Genomic DNA, 23,173 nt, shown 5'->3' on the forward strand with positions numbered 1-23,173 from the left:
AAGAATCCTTACATGAAAAGGATTCTTTTTTATCCAAAAATTTGCGCTGCAATGCTATATAACTCATTATTCCTTTTTAATAATCGATTGCTATTTTTCATCATAATTGGCGGCATATTCACCTTTCGAAAACCAGCAATCTCTAACTCTTTCATAAAATCGTTCTTTCCTTCTGGTACATCAATTCTTAATTTACCATTATGCCCTTTTGCTAAATAATGAACAATATCTATTGCCATCACATCATTTTTAGCAATGACCGGCCCTATTATTTTATTTTCTGGCGTTTGTATACTTATACCATATCCTAATACATTTTGTTTTGTATCCTTTATAATGATACACTGTTCACTTTGCATAATTCTCCGCTTTAAAAACTTTTTTCGGCTCGTCCCAAATGCACCTTCATCTATTTTTATTATCTTTTCTAAATCACACTCTTTATAATTCATAATATACTCTTCATTTCCTACACACTTATAATTCGCATTGTACGAGTTACATATGTATTTAGAAACATAGCTCACAGCCCTGAATCCGAGTTTTTCGTATAAAGGCTTTCCCTCATCCGTAGCAATAAGCATAATTGAAGTTTGCGCTACTACACTCTTAATGCATGAATCTGTTATTACCTTTCCAATTCCTCTTCCCTTATAATCTGGATGTACAATCACCATTCCGATAGACGCTAATGTCTCTCCATATACTATAATTGCCGCACTTGCAATAAGCTCTTTTCTCTCATTCCACACACCGTATACAATACCCGAGTTAAAAATAGTCTCAATTTCTTCTGTATTATAATCCCAGCCAATATAAGAAGATAATGCAACAATATCCTCTATATTTTCTTTTTTAAGACGCTCCACTCTAATTTTCAATTCAATCATTCTCCATCTCCACATTTAGACGTTTGAATCATTCTTTCCGAATCAACTTGTACATGTTTCCCTTTATCTGTCATACACATATCCTATTTTGACCAAGACTATAATGTAAATGAGGTGACAACATGCCCATTACGAATCGATTTTCTACCACCACTAACGGCGCACTCGCTATTACAGGAAACACACTCGGTTTAAGTAAAATTAGTAATCAAAACCGTGCTGGTACAATCGGGGCAATTGGTGCATTCGTAACTACGAATACCGCTTTACAAGTAACTACTTTTCCTGCCGGTACAACATTAAACTATACACAAAATAGTTCTACCGCTATTTTGAATGTCCCTGCTGGGAGCACTATTCTTTACGCCGAACTCGTTTGGGGTGGGAACTATTTATCTCGTGATCAAAACATTACGAGTGTATTAGGAAACCCAGTTTCTTTTACAACACCTGTGTCAACATACTCGATTACCCCTTCAGCTGTTACAGCTTCAAATCAAACTTTCGTTTCTGGATCTGTCACATTTGGATTTTATACACGATCAGCAGATGTAACCTCACTCGTTCAAGCTGCTGGATCTGGATCTTATACAACCGGCTCTGTCCCTGGACTTGTTGATCCTTTAGATGCTTCTAACGGGGCTATCAATTCTTCTGGATGGACGCTCATTGTCGCTTATCAAAACGGTTCCTTACCCGCAAGAAATTTAACAATTTACGTAGCTGGTAACCGTGTTTCTGTAGAAACTGGTAGTGCAGATGTATCTGTCTCAGGGTTTTTAACACCTGCAGGGGGACCTGTAAGCGGGAGATTATTTATAAGTTCTACTGAAGGGGATGCTGATTTAACTGGGGATCAAGCATTATTTGGACCAAATTTCAGTTCATTAAATGCTTTATCCGGGCCAAATAACGCTGTTAATAATTTCTTTGGTTCTCAAATTAATAATGCTGCAGGAAACTTAGATACAACAGGTACATTTGGAACGCGAAATCAAAGTGCTTCTACAAGTACAAACATCTCCGCTGGTAGACAAGGCTGGGATATTACTTCTATTGATATCTCTCCTTATTTAACAAATTCCCAAGTCTCCGCTGCAATCCGTTTAACAACTAACGGCGATGCATATATGTTGAATACAGTTGGCTTACAAATTAATATAAATTCACCTAATATACAAGCAACGAAAAGCGTGAATAAAAGTGTTGCTGCAATTGGGGATGTTCTTACTTATACAGTTACTGTCCCTAACACTGGGCTTCTTCCCGCAAATAACGTTACTTTTATAGACATTCTCCCTAACGGCACTTCCTTTATACCTGGAAGCGTAACGATAGATAACGTACCACAAACAAACGCAAATCCTATCGCCGGTATATCCTTAGGGACAATTAATAATAATGCTTCTCGTACAATAACTTTCCAAGCGACTGTCGTTTCTCTTCCAAGCCAAAACCCTATCTCTAACACCGCTACTATTACATTTCAATATACACCAATTGCTGGGGGAACGACTTTTAACGGTATTGCAACAAGCAACTCTGCCGGAACACAAATTAACCTCGCAGATATTAATGGAACAAAATCAGTTAACAAACTCTTTACCGATATTGGCGAAACGTTAACTTACAGTATTTCCCTAGCTAATGTAGGAAATATTGCGGCAACGAACGTTATATATACGGATCCGATTCCAAGCGGGACTACTTTTATTCCAGGGAGTGTCACTGTTAACGGCGTTACTCAAGCTGGAGTGAATCCCGCAAACGGCATATCAGTTGGAACCATCGCTGCAAATTCTACCGCTACTATTACATTTCAAGTAACTGTCCCGACTATTCCTCAAACAAACCCAATATTAAATAGTGGTACGACAACTTACCAATACGTTCCTATCCCAAACCAACCAGTAGTAAATGGATCTGATACGACCAATACCGTATCTACTCAAGTCAATAATGCTACTGTAACTATGGCGAAAGCAGTGGATAAAAACTTTGCTGATATTGGCGATACACTGACCTATACAGTTTCCTTTGTAGGTACAGGTAATACGACTGCGAACAATGTTATTTTTACGGATATCATTCCCACTGGCACTACTTTTGTCTTAAACAGTTTAACAATAGATGGCACGACACAAGTTGGAGCAAATCCCGCTAATGGTGTGAACATAGGATCCATCCCAACTGGCACGACGAAAAACGTTTCATTTCAAGTAGTGGTTAACACAATACCCGCGTCAAATGTCGTATCTAACGGATCAAGCGCTTCTTATCAATACACCGTCAACCCTAGCCAATCACCCGTTACAAAAAACATTTCTTCCAATCTCGTTTCCACTCAAATTAACAATGCGAATTTAACATTAACAAAATCTACAAACAAACAATTTGCCACAATTGGCGAAACTATAAGTTATACAATCCTTATTACAAACAGCGGAAATACGGTGGCTAATAACGTTCAACTAACAGATCCACTTCCAAACGGAACGATATTGACTCTAGGTACTGTAACGCTAAACGGTGTCTTGCAAAATGTAGATTCTCTCGTTGCCTTACCTATCGGCACAATTCCTGGCGGAGCTACTTTCACCTTATCCTTCCAAGTAACAGTCATCAATATTACTGCACAAAATCCTATCATTAATAACGCTTTCGCCTCTTATATTTACACTGTAAATCCAAGCCTGCCACCGACTTCAAAAACAGCAAATTCTAATTCTGTTACATCAACAATTAGACTAGCAAATCTTCATGCTATTAAATCTGTAGATAAAACATTTGCGGAAGTTGGAGATGTATTAACTTACACCTTTGCTGTTACAAACGACGGAAACGTTGCAGCGAACAATGTATTACTATCGGATTCCATTGCGAATGGTACTTCCTTTGTGCCAAACAGTGTTACGATTAACAGTGTTACTCAGCCGGGCGTTACACCAGCTAGCATCAATATTGGCAGTATCAACGCTGGCACTACCATTACAGCTTCATTCCAAGTATTAATAACTAGTATTCCAAATCCTAACCCTATTTCAAATAGCGCTTCCATTTCCTATAACTTTATCGTTGATCCAAACGCTTCCCCTGTAAGTGCAAACACAACTTCAACCACTACATTTACTCAAGTAAATGATGCAAATGTCATTTCGGTAAAAACAGTGGATCGAGCGTTCGCTACCGTTGGGGATATATTAACTTATACCGTTATTTTAACGAATGCAGGAAGTGTTTCTGCTGATAGTCCAACTTTCGTAGATACAAATCCCGATGGCACTATCTTTATCCCAAACACTTTCCTTATTAATGGTGTACTCCAAAATAACGCAGATCCAAATATCGGTGTTCCGTTACCTTCCATTCCTGCTAACGGCTCACTTACCGTCTCTTATCAAGTAACTGTCACCTCTTTACCAACACAAAACCCAACAATAAATTCCTCTAGTACACAGTATAGCTTTATTCTAAATCCGGGCGATCCACCAACTATAGAAACATCTTTAAGTAACACTGTAAGTACACAAATTAACTTAGCAAATGTAGTTATTGTCAAAGAGGTAGATTTAACTATCGCCGATGTCGGGCAACCAATCACATATACAATTTCCTTAGCTAATCTTGGCAATACTACAGCAAATACTGTTGTTGTTACCGACATATTGCCTCCTGGAACTACTCTCGTACCAAATAGTATTTTTATAGGTGGTGCTTTACAGCTAGGAGCAGATCCAAGTGCCGGTCTTCAAGTTGGTACAATTCCAGCAGGCGGAATTACAACAATTGTCTTCCAAATTAGTGCAAATGGGATACCTTCACCAAATCCAATTCAAAATAGCGCTTCACTTCAATATAGCTTTATCGCTGATCCAAGTTTACCTGCTCTTGTTAGAAACGCTACTAGCAATATAGTAACTACACAAATTAATACTGCTACTATCGTAGCGAATAAATTAACAAGTACAAACTTTGCTGATGTCGGTGATAGCATTACGTATGCAACTGTACTAACAAATAACGGAAATATTCCGGCTACTAATGTTATTTTTACGGATGTCATTCCAAGTGGTACACTTTTCATTCCAGATAGTGTAGCAATTGATAATGTGCCTGTAGCTAATGTTAATCCAGCAAACGGCATCTCCATCGGTACAATTGGAGCAAACTCCTCACGTACTGTTTCCTTTCAAGTGAATGTACCAGCTATTCCATCCATTAATCCCATTACTAATCAATCAGGCACTACATTCCAATACACGTACGATCCATCCAAACCAGCTGTAATGCAGATGGTGACTTCTAACACGGTACAGACAACTATTAATAACGCCTCAATTTCCGCTACAAAATCTGCAGATAAACAGTTTGCTAACGTAAATGATATTATTACGTACACGACTACCTTAACGAATAGTGGGAACACACTTGCATCAACTGTAATATTTACAGATGTAATTCCAAACGGGACATCGTTTATTCCTAATAGTGTAACAGTAAATGGGAATACACTCCCTAATGTAAATCCAGCAAACGGAATTGCAATTGATCCAATCAATCCGAATGCAAATACTATAATCTCGTTTCAAATAAAAGTGAATTCCATCCCTAATCCAAATCCAATCCCGAACCAAAGTAATACAACGTACCAATATATCGTAAACCCTAACTTACCTCCAGCATCCGCCAATGCGTTAAGCAACTTAATAACAACGCAAATTAACAATGCTACGATCATCGCTACTAAGTCAGTGAATACACCGACAGCTGCAATTGGAGATATCGTCACCTATACGATTGCAGTTACAAATACAGGAAATATCCCTGCTAGTGCTACAGTTTTAACAGATGGACTTGGTGCAGGCGCTTCATTTGTCCAAAACTCTGTAACTATCAATAACGTTCCGCAGCCAGGATTAGATCCATCACTTGGTGTTCACTTAGCAGATATTCCCCCAGGTAATACTGTATTTATTGGTTTTCAAGCAAAAATTTTAGCAATACCGCCTAGTGGAACATTAACAAATAATGCACTTGTAAATTATGAGTACACAGTGAATCCAAACCAATCATCTGCTGTTGGTAGTACAATTACGAATACGACGGTTACCCCAATTATTGATGCTACTCTATCTATAAATAAAACTGTCAATTCAACATTCGCTACTATCGGAGATACACTTACTTTCACTTCAACCGTTACTAATTCCGGTAATACTACCGCAAACAATGTTATTTTTACAGATTTAATTCCAAATGGTACAACGTTTATTCCAAATAGTTTTATGGTAAATGGAACAACCATTCCTAATGCAAATCCACAAAACGGTATTAACATCGGAAATATTACTACCAATTCAATAGTTACACTTAGTTTTCAAGTAAACATTACAGCGATTCCAAATCCTAATCCAATCCCTAACCAATCATCGCTTCAATATAGTTTTATTGTAGATATAAACGAACCGCCTGTTTCACGAACAGTTCAATCCAATAAAACTTTTACACAAGTAAATTCCGCTTCTGTTATCGCATCAAAAATTGCGAGTAGTGCATTTGCTGCTATTGGCGATACAATTACGTATACAACTACTCTCACTAATAGCGGAAATACTACTGCAAACACACCTGTTTTTATAGATATATTACCACCTGAACTTTCATTCGTTCCTGATAGCGTACAAATTAACACCATCCCACAACTTGGATTTAGACCAGATAGCGGGGTTCCTTTAGACCCAATTCCAGTTGGAGGATTGACAACCATTAGCTTCCAAGCTATTGTCGGTTCAATACCATCTTCAAACCCTACATTGAACCAATCAAGCACAACATACTCTATCATCGTTGACCCTACCGAGCCGCCTATTACAGAAACGGCTACTAGTAATCCGGTCTTAGTTCAAATTAACGAAGCAATTATTCAAGCAACAAAAAGTGTGGATCGTCTATTTTCTGACGTAGCACCTGGAAATTCATTTTTAACGTATACAGTTTTATTAGACAATATAGGGAACACGACTGCTACTAATATCATTTTTACAGATCCGATTCCAAATAATACAGTATTTATAGAAGATAGTGTTCGAGTAGGTGGAGTTTTATTACCTGGGGTAAATCCAGCGAACGGGATACCAATTGGGGATATTATTGCAGGAGATTTTATAAATGTCACATTCCACGTGCAAGTAGTTAGCATTCCAAATCCAATTTTCACAATCGGGCCTGGGGGACCAAACTCACCGGTTGTAAACGGTGCTTCTATTAATTATCAATTTATGACAGGACCTAATTTACCACTTGTTTCACGAAGTACAACATCCAATTCTGTTTCGACACAAATAAATTCTGGGGAAATTGTAACAGTTAAATCTGCAAATAAAAATTTTGCAACGATCGGCGATACACTTTCCTATACAATTACATTAAGTAATCCAGGAAATGTCACTTCACAAAATATAATTTTCACGGATACTTTACCTGACGGAACGACATTTATATCCGGAACTCTTACAAGTGATTCTGGTACACAGCAAATAGGCAACCCAGCGAGCGGGATTCAGATTGGAAATATAAATCCAGGTGGTACGGTTACTATTACGATAAACGTACTTGTGACAAACATTCCAAGTATAAATCCAATCTCTAATTCTAGTTCTATACAATTTCAGCATATTGTCGATCCAAGTCAACCCGCTATAACACAAACAGCCTCATCTAATACCGTTACTACGACAATAAATAGCGCAATATTAACTACAACAAAAAGTGTTGATAAATCTATTATTTCTGTTGGTGATACAGTTACGTATACAACTACTATTACGAATACAGGAAATACACCAGCTACAAATGTAACATTTACAAGCGCTATTCCGGCTAGCACTACATTTATACCCAATTCGTTCACAATAAATGGTATCCAGCAACTTGGCGCACAACCAGCACTTGGAGTAAATATACCAAATATCGCACCTGGCGAAACAGTAACTGTTACTTTTCAAGTAAATGTTATTTCTGTTCCTCCTTCAAATTCGATTATGGGTAATGACACAATTTTATATTCTTATACTGTTGATCCAAACGGAACTCCTGTTACAACTTCTACTTCAACTAATATCGTTACAAACCCTGTACTTGACGCTATGATAACGATGGTAAAATCAGTCGATCAAACACTTGTAACACTTGGTGATACCATTACCTATACGACCGTTTTAACGAATAGTGGTAATACAAATGCAACTAACATTACTTTCACTGATCTTATACCAGATGGTACAACGTTTATTACTGATAGCGTTACAATAGATGGCATCACGCAAATTGGTCTTAATCCTAATACAGGTATAACGATTGGAGCAATTGCTCCTAACAACTCAATATCTATAGCATTTCAAGTGACCGCTACTTCTACACCTGTTCAAAATCCTATTGCCAATTCCGCTAGTGCTTCTTACACATTTATCGCTGATCCAAATGCCCCTATTGTTTCAAGGACTGTTATTTCAAACACAGTGTTCACTACAATTAATACAGCTTCAATTCTTTCATCAAAGCAAGTCGATAAATCCTTTAGCCGCATCGGAGACACACTCACTTATACTGTTGCTTTAACAAACAATGGAAACTCATCCGCACAAAATGTTATTTTCACAGATACAATGCCGAGTGGAACTACATTTATTGCAAACACATTTTCTATTAACGGTGTTCCTCAAATGGGAGCAAATCCTGCGAATGGTGTAGATATCGGACTTATCACAGCTGGGACTACAGTAACTGTTTCATTTCAAGTGACCATAACCTCATTACCAACTGAAAACCCAATTGTAAACTTCTCATCGACATCGTACCAATTAGTCTCACCACCTGATGCGGAAACTTCAATTAGTAATCCTGTTTCAACTCAAATTAAAGAAGCAATATTATCTATGACGAAAAATGAAAGTGTATCCTATGCAGATATCGGGCAAACTGCTTTTTACACTACTTCTATTGCGAATTTGGGTAATACCGATGCTACTAACATTATATTCACAGATGTATTACCATCTGGGCTTACATTTATCCCGAGCACATTAACTGTCGATGGCATTTTACAACCTGATGCGAATCCAAATACAGGGGTAGTACTTGCAACACTTCCACCAACTGAAATATATAGTATCGTCTTTCAAGTTATAGTTAACAGTATTTCACCTATAAATCCAGCACCGAATACAGCATCAACGACGTATGAGTTTACTGTTGATCCAGGTAACCCGCCGGTATCGAATACAGCTAGCTCCAACACTACACTTCTTCAAATAAACAACGCAAATATTATTAGCACAAAAACAGCAAACCTTACTTTTGCGGATGTTGGTGATACAATAACATTTACACTTAACCTTCCTAATACAGGGAATACAACTGCAACTGATGTAACCATTATTGATATTCTTGATAGCAATTTAACTTTCGTTCCGAATAGTTTCACAGTTAACGGGCAAACCATCCAAAATGCCGATTTATCTACCGGTGTAAATATTGGTTCAATTAATGGTGGTAATGCGGCAATTGTCACATTCCAAGCAACTGTTACTACACTTCCAACACTTAATCCAATTACCAATTCTGCTTCTAGCACATATCATTATGTCGTTGATCCTAACCAGCCACCTACTATAACTTCCAATCAATCTAATACAACGACAACACAAATTAATACCGCTATTCTTACAGCACAAAAAAGCACAAATGTATCTACGGTAGATATCGGGCAGGATATTGTCTACACCGTTACAATTACAAATAGCGGAAATGTTAGTGCAACTAATGTTATTTTTACCGACCTTATTCCAGACGGAACTTCCTTTGAACCGAATAGTTTTACACTTAACGGAACTAGCATCCCAAATGCAAACATAATTACAGGCGTTCCAATTGGTGATATCGCGCCAAACCAATCTGTCATCGTAGCATTTCATATTAATGCAAATGAAATTCCGCCTATAAATCCAATTACCAATCAGGCTAGCGTTAGCTTTCAACATATCGTTAATCCAGCAAATCCTCCAGTTTCAAAAAACATTACTTCTAACAACGTTACAACAAAAATTGAAAGTGCTATTTTAACTACTATTAAAATAGGAGATAAAACTTTTGCCACTATTGGTGATACGATTACGTATACAACTACTATAACCAACACAGGAAATATTCCTGCTAACAACGTTATTTTCTCAGACCCTTTACCGACATGGACACAATTTGTTGCAGGATCAGTTATTGTTGATGGTACTCCATTACCATCCGCTTCTATTATTGACGGTGTTGGCATAAATACAATAACTCCAAATCAAATCGTAACAATCGTATTCCAAGTTCAAATTGTAAGCAATCCAACAACTTTCACACCTGAACTCCAAAACTTAGGATTTGTTAACTTCCAATATAACGTAGGCAATTCATTACAGGCTCAACCTGGTAATGTGGAAACCAATGTGTTCGTTACTTCTATTAATTCAGCAATACTTTCGGCCGTAAAAACTGCTAATACAGCCTTTGCAAACATCGGAGATACAATCACTTATACTGTGCTTATTCAAAATAACGGAAATACAAACGCTACGAATTTAAATTTCTCAGACATTATTCCAGCTGGAACGACTTTTGTTGAAAATAGTTTTTCTGTAAATGGAAGTACCATTCCAGGGGCAAATCCAAATAACGGAGTTAATATTGGAACCGTTAACGCAGACAGTTCATTAACTGTTACTTTCCAAGTCATAGTTACATCTACTCCACCTTCAAACCCAATTACAAACGTTGCATCTATTCAATACGCATTCATTGTTGATCCGACTGCTCCTCCTGTTACAGGCACAATAAGTTCTAATAGCGCTTCAACACAAATTAATAACGCTACTGTTACAACTGTTTTAGAAGCAAATCGAACAATTGTATCTATCGGAGATGTAATTACGTATACAGCAACATTAACGAATACCGGAAACTTCCCTGCAAATTCTGTATTACTCATTAACGGAGTTCCTGTAGGTGCAGTATTCGTTCCAAATAGTGTTACGTTAAATGGAATTCCGCTTCCAGATGCAAGTCCAACTCTCGGTATTCCAGTTGGTATTATCGCACCAGGTGATTCTGCTACTATTACGTTCCAATTTCTTGCTAGTTCTATTCCACCGCAAGGGGCGATTATAAATCAAGCCATTACAAGTTACACGTATATTGTAGATCCGAGTCAACCTCCAGTTACAGCAACATCCTCATCTAATACGGTGAATACAGCTGTCGTTGATGCATCGTTATCCGCAACTAAAAATACAGATTCTCTCGTACAATCTACAAACGGTACAATCACTTACACAGTAGTCGTTCGAAATAACGGAAATACAACTACAAATACAGTTATTTTCACAGATTTGGTCCCAGAAGGAACTGCATTTATTCCTAATAGCGTGACCATTAATACCGTTTCCGTTCCAGGCGCCGATCCAAACGTAGGAATACCATTAAACGCCATTGCGCCATCAGAAATCGTCACCGTCACATTCCAAGTTATCGTTCAATTCATTCCAAGTGTGAATCCAATTTCTAATACAGCCCGTATTGACTATACTTTTATCGCCGATCCAACTACTCCAATCATCTCTCGAACAATTATGTCTAATCCAGCTTTCACACAAATTTCAGATGCGACTATCCTTTCTTTAAAAGCAGTCAATGTACAACAAGCAACAACGGGCGATATTTTGACCTACACGATCACATTAGAAAATAACGGAAATATCTCAGCAACTAATCTCTCATTTTTAGATTCTACTCCAGATGGTACTACATTCGTAGAAAATAGTTTTACACTTAACGGAACAGCTATACCTGGTGCCAATCCAAATGTAGGTGTTACTTTGCCTAACCTAGCAGCAAACGCTACTCACCTTATTTCGTTCCAAATTCTTATTAACGATCCATTCTCGCAAGAATCGATTACAAATCAATCCAATACAACATATACAATTCAACCAGACCCAGGGCAACCGCCTATTACTGAAACATCTACAAGTAATATCGTCATTACAAATTTCGTGCAAGCACAATTGACAATTACAAAAACATCCAATCCAATAACTGTAGATATTGGTGGAACTATACTTTATATTTCTGAAGTGAAAAATATCGGCAATGTTGACGCAATAAATATTATTTTCACAGATTCTATTCCAGCTGGGACTACATTCGTTCCCGATAGTGTCACAATTAACGGTATCCTTCAGCCAGGTGTAAATCCAGAAAATGGAATACTGATTGAAACGATTCCATCAAACAGTTCCAAAACGATACTATTTCAAGTGCAAACAAATAATCCACCTACTGAAACCGAAATTGTAAATCAATCATCTGCAAATTACCAATATGTAAGTATCCCTACAGCCCCACCAGTGAATCGCTCTGCAAATTCTAACGTTGTTACAACATCGCTTCAAAACGCAAATATTATTTCTGTTAAAAGTGCTGATGTAACTTTCATATCAATCGGGCAAAATATTACCTATACAAATACACTACAAAATATAGGAACCGTTCCAGCTAATAATACTGTGTTCATTGATAACATTCCAGAAGGTACTATATTCATTGAAGATAGCTTATCAATAAATAATGTGATTCAGCCTGGCGCGAATCCTGAAAACGGAGTAACTCTCGGCACGATACAACCAAATGAAACAGTCACTATTTCATTCCAAGTACAACTTACAAGTATACCTTCGGGCAATACAGTCATTAATATTTCAGACACTTCGTATGAATACCAAATTGACCCTAGTTCTCCAATTATTCAGCGTAGATCGTTATCAAATGCAGTAAACACTGAAGTGCGGACGGCAAATGTTAGTGCAATTAAATCCGCCAATAGATCCATTACACGCATCGGTCAAATCATCACATATACAGTCGCAGTTACAAACTCTGGTACAGTACCTATTACAAATACTCTCCTAATTGACGCAATTGCAGCTGGGACCACATTCGTTCCAAATAGCATCCTTGTGGATGGCATACCAAGACCTGACGAAAATCCAATTACCGGAATCGCCCTTGATATAATTCTTCCAAATAATACGATTATTGTTACGTTCCAAGTAAATGTAGTCTCTATACCTTCTCAAAATAACATTAATAATATCGCCGTCATTCACTATGAATATAAACCAGACCCAAGCTTACCACCTATTTCAGAAACGACCTCTTCCAATAGTACAAATATACAATTTATTGATGCTATTCTTATCGCTACAAAATCCGCTAATAAAGTATTAGCTAATATTGATGAAACAATTGAATATACAGTATTCATTCAAAATAACGGATCCACTACAACTAACTCCATCTTTTTTACAGATACTATAGCGGATGGAACAGTATTTATTCCAGGAAGCATAATAGTTAACAATACGGTACTTCCTGCAGCAGATCCGAATATCGGCTTTTCCATTCCTAATATCGCGTCAAGTCAATCGACAACAATAACATTCCAAGTTTCCGTTACGAATTTGCCAGCTGTAAATCCAACACCTAATACTGCAAACATCGTCTACGACTTTATTTTCAACCCTGACTTTGCACCAATTCAAAAATCTACTACTTCCAATACTACTTTCGTTCAAATTAATGATGCTGATATCGTTTCACTTAAAACTGTTGATTTGACTTCTGTAACAATTGGTGACATTTTAACTTATACAACAACTTTAACGAATACAGGGAATACGGATGCTACTGCTGTTGTATTTACAGACAATATTCCTGATGGAACAACCTTTATAGACGGTAGCGTTTTAGTAAATAATATTCCTCAGCTTAACGCCAATCCAAGTGCCGGTATACTTGTAGGAACGATTGCTCCTGACATTTCTATCCCAGTCACATTTTCTGTTACCGTGGTAGCTCTTCCAGCTAGCGATCACATTCAAAATCAATCAACTTCTCGTTATACAATAAATGGTGAAGAAAAAATATCGACTAGTAATATTACCTTCACTGAAGTTATTTCTGTTAATGTAATTGCGACAAAAACAACGCCAATCCAATACGCTGACCTACAAACTATCATCCCTTATACAATTCCCATCATAAATAACGGAAATATACAAGTGGAAAACATTATTGTTACAGATATCATTCCAGCAAATACGAGCTTTATAGAGAATAGTGTTATTGTGAATGGCAACGCTCGTCCAAATGACAACCCACTTAGCGGTATACAAATTGATAACATTCCGCCTAATACGACAGCAACTATTCTATTCCAAGTACGGGTTACTTCGATTCCGCAAATAAATCCAATCTCTAACACGAGTACAATTGAATATGAATACACGTTACCGAATCGACCGCCTATTACCGAAACTATTATTTCAGCAGCTGCCGTAACAGAAATTAATCACGCAAATTTGACTAGTAACAAAGCTGTTGACCTTGCATTTGCAACGGTCGGTGATACGTTAACGTATACGATTACACTAAATCAAACTGGTAATGTTTCAGCAAATGATGTAATCATTCAAGATATTATTCCTCAAGGTACTACGTTTATAGAAAATAGCGTCATTGTAAACGGAGAAACTCTTCCGGGAGTTAATCCAGTAAGCGGCATACCAATTGGTACTATAATTGTAGGCGAAAGTGCTATCGCTTCATTCCAAGTAACTGTGACTTCTATTCCAACACCAAATGAACTCAACAACCAAGCAATTACTACTTTTAGCTATATAGTCAACCCAAATAACTTACCTGTTACAAATACGACTACAACAAATACTGTCACAACAACTGTCCAAAATGATAATGTTGTTGCCATAAAATCTGTTAATGCCACGAATGCATTACCTAGTCAAACTTTAACGTATACAATTACAATTTCTAATAGCGGTAATGTGACGATTGAAGATCTTCTTGCCATAGACACCGTACCAGTAGATACAACCTTCGTTACTAGCAGTGTTACAATTAACGGAATCAATCAGCCTAATGCAAATCCCGAAAATGGTATTACATTAGGAAATCTTGCTCCTAATGAATCTGTTATCATTACGTTCCAAATAACAATATCTTCTTCGACTCTTCAATCTGCAATCAATAACGATGCTTCTGTTTCCTATACTGTTACCATTGATCCGAATGAACCACCTATTACAATGACCAAACAAACAAATGTCGTCACAACAACAATAGTGGATCCAATGGTTGGTATTGCAAAAATCGCTAACAAATCTATTACTATTACAGGAGATATCATTACATTCACACTAGACGTATTTAATCATTCCCCAATTCCTACAGTAAATACTTCCGTTTTAGATATGATTCCAGCTGGTACAACATTTATAGAAAATAGCGTAACCATTAACGGTACCCAAATCCCAAATATCCGTCCAGACACTGGTATTAATATCGGAGCTTTACCTGCAGATGGAGTAGCAACTATAACATTTAAAGTTCTCGTAACTTCTATCCCTTCAAACAGTACAATTATCAATTCTGCAACAGTTACAGCTGCTTTCCAACTGACGCCACAGGATCCGATTATTACTTTCATCGTTAATTCGAACATTGTTCGCATACCAGTTCAATTTATAACTGCAACTGTGCTTAAAAACGCTTCCGTTAGCTCAGCTTATTTAAACCAATATTTTGATTATACGGTGCATATTACGAATACCTCGGAATTTTCAATTACAAACATTTCTTTACAAGACACCATTCCTGCAGGTTTACGATTTATTGGCAGATCCGTTATAGTTGACGGCATATCACTTCCTTTAGCTGATCCAAATTTCGGATTCCTAGTTGCAACTAACTTTGAACCAAATGAAGTAATTATTGTGTCATTCACAGTACAAGTAATGGATCAGCCAGTAAACAATAAATTTATAAACACCGCTAATATTTCCTTACAACTTCAAACATCTCCTGCCGAACCACCTATAACAATAACAATTGTAAGTAACGAAAACATCGTCTCTTTCCTCCCACCAAATATAGAGCGTGTTTTACCAAACTTAAGTTGCTTCTTTGACGGTGAACGCTTTATACGAATTACTCCTCGGAACATACGAAAATATTTCGGGCCTTGGATTTGGTGGAATTAATTCAAATAAATAAAAGAGATTGTAGTTTGATTTAAACCAAACTACAATCTCTTTTTCATGCCATAGGCTACGCTTTTTTCGTTTGTTGTCTACATTGCACTTGAATATCATGAAATGTATTTCCTGAACTTTCATTTGGTAAATCGCTATTTCCATCGATTTCTATTCCATACTAGCAACCATCAATAAAAATAGATTGAAATACATTTACATTAATCCAACAAGGTGTATTAATATCATCTACATATTCTGTTTTCAAATATATTGCGATTTGAAAATTTTTAATTTAAATAAAGTTAAATTTTTTTACTTTATTTAATTATTAGCACCACTATACGACACATGCCGTTTCTCAATCCGTTCTTCAATTTCTTTCATATTTTCTTTATTACTTAATAGTGATTGTTTATTTTCTATTAATAATTGTTTAAAAGATTTTCTCACTTTTTTTCGCATTGTCAGTTTCCTCCTTAACGATTACAAATAACTTATCAAAGGATGGTTTATTTAAAAGATAAGTAATTATCTGTGTAGACTTATAATAATTGATTGTTGTGAAATCCATTTGAACTTCATATGAAAACTGAGTTTATATTCTGACAACTTTGTGAACAAAAAAAGAAAGATAGATCAAAATTATGTTTGATCTACCTTTCCATACCCTTTAAAGCATATTAATCAATATTTCAGGTCTTCCCCAATTCATTTCGCCGCAAACGAATCGTAGTTTTTCTTCGTTCATTGTGTGTAACCCTTCTTCTAACGAACATGAAATTGGAACTTCACAATGAATTTGCGCTAATTGTAAAGAGATATTTAAATTCTCTAAATCACTTTCAATTTTTGTGCGCTGCCCTTTCGTTAATGATGCTATATTTTCTAGTACTGCCGATACTGTGCCGTATTCTTGAATAAGCTTATACGCTGTTTTTTCACCAATACCTTTTACACCTGGATAATTATCACTTGTATCTCCCATGAAAGCTTTCGCATGCACGATTTGCCAAGGTTCTACACCTTTCTCTTCCATGATTTTTTCCGGTGTGTAATACTCGTAATTTCCAATTCCTTTACGAAGAAGCATAACTGTAACATTCGTATCAACAAGTTGAAGTAAATCTGTATCACCTGTCAAAATATAAACTTCCGCTTCATTGCAATATTGTTTTGCAAGCGTACCGATGCAATCATCCGCTTCATAACCTTTCATACCGATTACAGGCATAGATAATTTCGCAGTCATTTCTTGTACTAAATCAAATTGCGGAATTAATTCTTCCGGCGGTGCTGCACGATTTGCTTTATAATTCGAGAAAGATTCCGTTCTAAATGTCGTACTTCCCATATCCCAGCACGTTACAATGTGCGTTGGTTCGATTGCTTGTGTTGCTGTTAATAAATGCTTCATATAACCATGAATCCCATTCGTCGGGGTACCATCTTGTCGTTTCATAAATTGTCCATATACACTTGTTGCGTAAAAAGCACGAAATAATAGTGCCATACCATCAACTAATAATACTTTTTTCATAATTCCTCTCCTACTAACAAAAAATAATAACCTCACGTTATCACGTAAGGTTATATATAGATTACCATTCTACGTTTTTGTTCAACTTTGTCTATTATACATTGTTTTTGTATATTTAGCATCATTAACACATTAAGACATTCTACCGCAACAAGTATGAAGTATTCCTGAATACGTATTTTTACCAGTCGAAACAACTACAGCCTTTGCATTTCCGTCAACAATATACGTACCTTTGAAACATACATTTTCAAGTTCAAGTGGATTATAGTCTTTCATCCGTTTTAATGGAATAAATCGTTTACGTTCAAGATGATAGCAACTTTCAAATTTCTCAATACTAGCATCGTTTCCTGTCAGCATAGATTCATTTACTAATAAATCATTTGCATAAATAATACGTACATCTGCTGGCACTGTATCGCCCTCTGCAAGAAAAATCATATCTCCAGGTACAAGCTCTTGTACTGGTAATTTCATCATTTTTAGTTCACTGTTTAGTCCTGTTACGCTACAGCCAACTACTCTAGAAACAGTAACTGTTTCACATTGTAATTCATCATGCACATTTTGTTTTGAAAGACCTGGAATCATTCCACTTAGCTTCATCATTACTTCCGCAATACGCGCCCTTTTTGAAGTTAATTCATTTCGGCCGTATACTTGAATACGTTTTTGTGCCTCTTTCATAGATAGTCCGTCTCTTGTTGTTTTAAAATACGCAAATACAGATTTTACATCTCTTGTTGCGATTTCAATTAATAAATCTTTATTTTTTTGAAGCATTGTTTGTTCTTTCATTGCTTTTTTACTTAATTTATACGGAGTGTTACCCACACTTTTATTTACATATAACATATTATCGTCTCCTCCTTTACAACATAGGAAGAAACGCTTTGTTTCTCAATTTATCCACTTCACCGTGAAAGTGTCTAGCGCTTAAATCCTCGAATAAACGCTACATTATGATAAATATAAAGGGAGGAACAAGTCGTTTCCTGCCTACATCATATATTTTTGATTTGAAGTATATGGGTAACGGAACCGAGTCAGAATTTGACATGCTCCTCACCTCCTCTTTAATTTTTTAGTTATAATCTATACTATGAAATTACTCATAGCTTGGTAACAAAAAAGACCCTTACTCATAAGAGAGCAAAGGTCATTGCATACACAAATAAGCGATTCCCAATATAATATAATTAGAAATCTACGGACCTCTCCCTCGCCGAGTTTTAGCACTGTATAGCATAGGTTCATTACCAGCTACGTTAAGAAAAACCTTAATTCGATCATTCCTGTTGACCCATTGGCGTCTCTCGACATTTTTGGGCAGTAGCATTTCTCTATACAGGAGCCTCACCTAACAGAGACTTATTTTAATTATATAGAAAATGTTACTCCTATTTAAAATAGATGTCAACACTTTGTATGGAAACTTTTCCTTATTACAACAACTATCTCGAGTTTAGTACACTAATACGCATCCTTCTCAGCGTTCGGCTACATAAAGTGAAACTTTAATCAGTGGGGGTTTTGTTCATCGCCCACTGATTATTAGCCTTCACCAATCAGGCTTTTACGGGCAGTTAATCTCCCAACTAACTTCTTTGCTCCAGCTGAATTTTGAGGTGGAAGTTTTACTGCCCACAAATAGCGGGATAAATTAATTAAGCACATATTGCAAAAAATTAGCACATGAAAAATAAAACCCTTACGTTAAAATGTAAGGGTTTTAATATGTTACACAACCAGCAATTACAATTCCGATGGAAAGTGATAAAAACATAAGGAAAAGACCAACTGCTTGATTATCTTCTTCAAGGCTTTTATTAATATTAAAACGTGGTGTAAGCCATTCTGCTAAATAAAAGACAATAATTTGAGCTAATATCCCAACAGCTCCCCATGAAACCATATCAAGAATTGAAATAGAATTAGCAGCCGTTGAATATAAAACGATAGCAAGACCAAGTAATCTTCCTCCAAGTACATAGCTTACCGCTTTATTCCCTTGAGCCATTAACTTAAATTCCTTAACTTTCGTTGTCACTTCCATAAGAAAAAGACCGATACATAAAAGTGCAAGTGATACTGCTAAATATAGTAAAAAATTAATCATTTATTTTCCTCCTTCTTAATACCTACCGGTAAATAATACGATTCATTTCCCGTAATTTTTTCTCCGGCACGTATACCGATGCTGCTCGCTTTTCCAGCAATTAAAAAAGCCCCAAACACGTACGACAGCTTCTCAATTCCTTTTTCAGTTTCCAAAAATACAACTGGAAGCTCTGTATATTTCTGAAATATAGGAAGTGACGATTTATACGTTTCATGTGCATTTCGAATCATAATATTTGTATCCTTATCACGAATCGTAATCGTGTCACCTTCCCTACCAAACGAAGGTTTTTGAACGAAAGGACTTTTCCCCAAAAATAAATCTGGCTCAAAATATGTAGGAAGCATATATTCTTTAATCCACTTTTGTTCCTCACTTGTGTAAAAAGCACCTTCTTCTGCTAATCCCCAAATAAGACATTGAATTGATTTCGGCTGAATTAAAAAGGCCGACAAAGGATTTATAATAAAAAGCTTTCCTTCTTTTACAAGTTGCAAAAGTTCTACTCCCACCAAATCCCCCGTTTCGGGATCTTGATCTTCAATTAAGTCTTCAATTGGATATGTTTGGCGATACAAAACATCAATCGGTACACCATCTCTATCTACTAAAGCATCATCTGTAATTCTAAGTTCTGTCATTGGCATCACTTTATTTTCAACATGACATAGCCCACTCAAATACATAGTCGTATTCCAATCTTCTATATGTTCATGATGAGCTGTGAAAACAACATTTGGATCTTCCATTCCTTTTGTAAACTCCATTACGGCTTTTGTAATACCGGAAGAAAGTAAGCGCTCTTGATTTGCATTTGGATCATCATAGCCTAATTTCCCACAAACTTTTCCATTCATTTGAAAGCATTCCACAATAAAAGTTGGAGTGTCACTATTAAACTCAAGCATTTTAATACGATTATCATCTGTTAAAGCAAAATCAAATCGTGAAATAACAGATTCAGGATACATTCCTTTCAGTCTAATAAAAGGCAAGCTTGCATCTGGAAAACCAAGTTCAAGAAGCTGTTCATTAGATAAATCCCGAAGAAGTCTAGCAGTCTTAAAAAATATTTTCCCCATTCGTTCAGTTGCTAATTGTAATTGTTTCATCGTTTGCTCTGTTATTGGAAAAACATGAAACAAACTATACTCACATTCATATAAATCCGACCAGAAATGCGGATAATTCGAATAAAATCCTTTTCGTTTCTTTATGTATTGCGACATATTTTAACCTCCAAATCCACCTTTTGAACCGCTTCCAATTCCACCTTTAAATTCGGCCGAAGATTGATAAGTTTTAAACGCTGATGAATTTTTGAAAGTGGATTTATTTTGATAGTATTTACCACCATAAAAGTAATGTCCACGATAACCTGAACTACTATCATCACACTGCCAAACACCAAGCTCATCATCCCAATCCCAATCAGAACAACTATTATCATTCGGTTCGGGGGGAATATCTTGCGCACAGCCAAATAAAGTGCCCGTCATTAAAGATGTCAGAACACCACCTACTAGCCATTTCGTTTTTGTCACCTTTGCACTCCCCTTTTTAAATTATATTTCTATTATATAAGATGTCATGATAAAGTAGAAGAAAAAGGAAGAAGAGGGATAAAATGCGATTGGAATATCGGCTCAATGATGAAACTAACGGGTATCCGGCTTTATGGAACTACGCAAATATTTCTAATTCTGAAATTGTCGCGCGCATGACTTGTGAATATTTTATAAAAGATGGAAATACATATGTCGTTACTGCAACTTCAGTAGATCCAGACGGGACAGCAGTGTTATATATACAAAAAGAAGTTTTTTTCAACGACCCTTCAGATCCTACATACTCGCACATAGGTTTTGAAATTCGAGAACTAAAGGAAGCAAGCTCAATTATGATAGAAAGTAAAGATGTGTGGAATTACGAGGACCTCTTACCCTCTCTCCATTCAGATATTATATATATTCAACGGGATGGAATACATTTGGAATTCACCCTAGATTCAAGAGAAATTGATGAAGACCGCAAGTGCTATATTTATTATGGAAACTTTACAGGTAAATCGAGATAACATGAGCATATTTATTCAACAAAAAAACCTTACGTATAAAACGTAAGGTTTTTTATATAGTCCCACATATGCCGTTATCTATAGATGTCCATAAACCTGCTCTCACAGGTGGATGTTCTCACAAATGTTTGTAACTTCCTTCTTAAAAAGATGGCCTGCTATCTACATTTAAATATTGAACTTCCATATTATACTTATTGGTTTAAGACATACACAAGCTACGTACACCGTAGGAATTTTATATAATGTTAGTTGAAATAAGACCCCCGCAAGTGCCGTTCCTCGTAAATGTCCAAAAACCCGCTACTCGCAGGTGGATGCCCTCACAGTTACCGTACATCTTCCTCCACAAGGAAGGCTTGATGATGGTCACTAAATATTGAGCTTCCGTAAAACTAACATCGGTTTTAGACATAAATAAGTTACGCACACCGCAGGATGTATTATTTACTTGTCGTTATATTATCACATTGTTTCCAATGTGTAAAATATAATATTTTTGAAGCAATCTCTTGCTTGTGACCTTATTTTAATACAAATTATTTTTGCATGCAAGTGATTAATCTTCTTCTTTTGCAATTTGATTTTCTGGATAAGAAATCCAATCACTCCAGCTACCTGTATACAATTTAACATTTTGAAAACCAGCTAATTTTAATGCAACTATGTTCGGACACGCTGTAACACCAGAACCACAATATACGATTGTTTCCTTCTCTTTATCAAGATTTTGGAAACGCCCTTGCTGTTCCTCTTCGTTTTTAAAGTGTCCCGATTCTACAATTCCATCTTTCCAAAAATAGTTTACTGCCGTCGGAATATGCCCTGCCTTCGGATCAACGAGCTCTTCCGCACCTGCATAACGTTTCGGCTCTCTAGAATCAATTAACGTAATATCTATACCTGCATGAATATTCTCTCTGACCGTTTCCATCGTTACAAGCATATTTTCTTGTATTTCCGGTATAAAAGGTTTTCGTGCAATAACTGGGATATTCGGCGTTGTGTGTAATCCATTCTCTTTCCAAGCTGGAAATCCACCGTCTAATATATACACTTTCTCATGTCCTACATAGTTTAATAACCACCATAAACGAGAAGCCATTGCACCAGCTTGACTATCGTACGCAATTACTGTCGTATGTTCATCAATCCCAGCCTGTGAAAGCTTGTCTGCAAACTGCTCTATATTTGGTAATGGATGGCGACCACCATGCTCTATTACAGAACTTGATAAATCTAAATTTAAATCAAAATATAACGCATGGGGAATATGTTCTTCCTCATACTTCTCTTTACCCCAATTTGGATTCGCTAAATCAAAACGACAATCGACTATACGGACATGTTCATCTTCTAAATGCTCACGCAACCATTCGACTGTAACAATCATCC

General features: G+C 36.5%; 10 protein-coding genes, 2 other RNA genes, 1 pseudogene and 1 riboswitch. Of the genes and pseudogenes, 2 read left to right on the forward strand and 11 right to left on the reverse strand.

Features of this window, described 5'->3' with window-relative positions; genetic code table 11:
• Positions 1 to 29 precede the first annotated feature (29 nt).
• On the reverse strand, positions 30 to 890 hold the full coding sequence (locus tag JTF23_RS01325) for a GNAT family N-acetyltransferase (protein WP_204207935.1): 861 nt from the start codon (positions 888 to 890) through the stop codon (positions 30 to 32).
• A 122-nt stretch (positions 891 to 1,012) separates the two neighbouring features.
• Between JTF23_RS01325 and JTF23_RS01330 the strand changes: the two genes are divergently transcribed.
• The gene (locus JTF23_RS01330; RefSeq protein WP_204207936.1) at positions 1,013 to 16,045 is read left to right on the forward strand and encodes a DUF7507 domain-containing protein; all 15,033 of its coding nucleotides are present in this window, start codon (positions 1,013 to 1,015) and stop codon (positions 16,043 to 16,045) included.
• A gap of 70 nt (positions 16,046 to 16,115) precedes the next feature.
• On the opposite strand, the pseudogene JTF23_RS01335 reads toward JTF23_RS01330, so the two are convergent.
• From JTF23_RS01335 to JTF23_RS01365, 7 genes and pseudogenes are all read right to left on the reverse strand, one after another.
• Positions 16,116 to 16,331 (reverse strand): annotated as a pseudogene (locus JTF23_RS01335) (hypothetical protein); the annotation flags it as partial.
• 29 nt (positions 16,332 to 16,360) lie between these two features.
• The gene (locus tag JTF23_RS01340; RefSeq protein ID WP_002158534.1) at positions 16,361 to 16,501 is read right to left on the reverse strand and encodes an FbpB family small basic protein; all 141 of its coding nucleotides are present in this window, start codon (positions 16,499 to 16,501) and stop codon (positions 16,361 to 16,363) included.
• A gap of 208 nt (positions 16,502 to 16,709) precedes the next feature.
• The gene (locus tag JTF23_RS01345) at positions 16,710 to 17,576 is read right to left on the reverse strand and encodes a 5'-3' exonuclease (RefSeq protein WP_078173021.1); all 867 of its coding nucleotides are present in this window, start codon (positions 17,574 to 17,576) and stop codon (positions 16,710 to 16,712) included.
• Positions 17,577 to 17,708: 132 nt separating this feature from the next.
• Positions 17,709 to 18,434 carry a P-type ATPase actuator domain-containing protein gene (locus JTF23_RS01350; RefSeq protein WP_204207937.1) on the reverse strand — a complete coding sequence of 242 codons (726 nt, stop codon included), beginning with the start codon at positions 18,432 to 18,434 and terminating at the stop codon, positions 17,709 to 17,711.
• Between the two features lie 354 nt (positions 18,435 to 18,788).
• A riboswitch (M-box (ykoK) riboswitch) is annotated at positions 18,789 to 18,954 on the reverse strand.
• Positions 18,955 to 19,311: 357 nt separating this feature from the next.
• Entirely contained in the window at positions 19,312 to 19,698 is a 387-nt protein-coding gene (locus tag JTF23_RS01355; RefSeq protein WP_002117799.1) for a DUF350 domain-containing protein, read from the reverse strand.
• Positions 19,695 to 20,930: a glutathionylspermidine synthase family protein gene (locus JTF23_RS01360; RefSeq protein ID WP_131231675.1), complete on the reverse strand. Its 1,236-nt coding sequence runs from the start codon at positions 20,928 to 20,930 to the stop codon at positions 19,695 to 19,697. The genes JTF23_RS01355 and JTF23_RS01360 overlap by 4 nt, the downstream gene beginning before the upstream one ends.
• A gap of 3 nt (positions 20,931 to 20,933) precedes the next feature.
• Positions 20,934 to 21,245 carry a hypothetical protein gene (locus JTF23_RS01365; RefSeq protein ID WP_002158538.1) on the reverse strand — a complete coding sequence of 104 codons (312 nt, stop codon included), beginning with the start codon at positions 21,243 to 21,245 and terminating at the stop codon, positions 20,934 to 20,936.
• 83 nt (positions 21,246 to 21,328) lie between these two features.
• On the opposite strand from JTF23_RS01365, the gene JTF23_RS01370 reads away from it, so the two are divergent.
• Positions 21,329 to 21,778 (forward strand): hypothetical protein, encoded by a 450-nt coding sequence (locus JTF23_RS01370; RefSeq protein ID WP_204207938.1) that lies wholly within the window; start codon positions 21,329 to 21,331, stop codon positions 21,776 to 21,778.
• A 55-nt stretch (positions 21,779 to 21,833) separates the two neighbouring features.
• Here JTF23_RS01370 and ssrS (JTF23_RS01375) read toward each other — a convergent pair.
• The 3 genes from ssrS (JTF23_RS01375) to JTF23_RS01385 form a co-directional block, all read right to left on the reverse strand.
• Positions 21,834 to 22,017, reverse strand: a non-coding RNA gene (gene ssrS / locus JTF23_RS01375) — 6S RNA.
• 21 nt (positions 22,018 to 22,038) lie between these two features.
• A non-coding RNA gene (ssrS, locus tag JTF23_RS01380) (6S RNA) lies at positions 22,039 to 22,221 on the reverse strand.
• A gap of 116 nt (positions 22,222 to 22,337) precedes the next feature.
• Positions 22,338 to 23,171, reverse strand: a complete 834-nt coding sequence (locus tag JTF23_RS01385; protein ID WP_204207939.1) for a sulfurtransferase — start codon at positions 23,169 to 23,171, stop codon at positions 22,338 to 22,340.
• Positions 23,172 to 23,173: the final 2 nt, after the last annotated feature.

The organism is Bacillus sp. RIT 809 (genome assembly GCF_016892495.1).
GTDB lineage: Bacteria > Bacillota > Bacilli > Bacillales > Bacillaceae_G > Bacillus_A > Bacillus_A cereus_U.

Excerpts from the sequence above, each read along its gene's own strand:
- JTF23_RS01325 (WP_204207935.1), bottom strand. The coding sequence starts at position 890 with ATGATTGAATTGAAAATTAGAGTGGAGCGTCTTAAAAAAGAAAATATA.
- JTF23_RS01330 (WP_204207936.1), top strand. The coding sequence starts at position 1,013 with ATGCCCATTACGAATCGATTTTCTACCACCACTAACGGCGCACTCGCT.
- JTF23_RS01340 (WP_002158534.1), bottom strand. The coding sequence starts at position 16,501 with ATGCGAAAAAAAGTGAGAAAATCTTTTAAACAATTATTAATAGAAAAT.
- JTF23_RS01345 (WP_078173021.1), bottom strand. The coding sequence starts at position 17,576 with ATGAAAAAAGTATTATTAGTTGATGGTATGGCACTATTATTTCGTGCT.
- JTF23_RS01350 (WP_204207937.1), bottom strand. The coding sequence starts at position 18,434 with ATGTTATATGTAAATAAAAGTGTGGGTAACACTCCGTATAAATTAAGT.
- JTF23_RS01355 (WP_002117799.1), bottom strand. The coding sequence starts at position 19,698 with ATGATTAATTTTTTACTATATTTAGCAGTATCACTTGCACTTTTATGT.
- JTF23_RS01360 (WP_131231675.1), bottom strand. The coding sequence starts at position 20,930 with ATGTCGCAATACATAAAGAAACGAAAAGGATTTTATTCGAATTATCCG.
- JTF23_RS01370 (WP_204207938.1), top strand. The coding sequence starts at position 21,329 with ATGCGATTGGAATATCGGCTCAATGATGAAACTAACGGGTATCCGGCT.
- JTF23_RS01385 (WP_204207939.1), bottom strand. The coding sequence starts at position 23,171 with ATGATTGTTACAGTCGAATGGTTGCGTGAGCATTTAGAAGATGAACAT.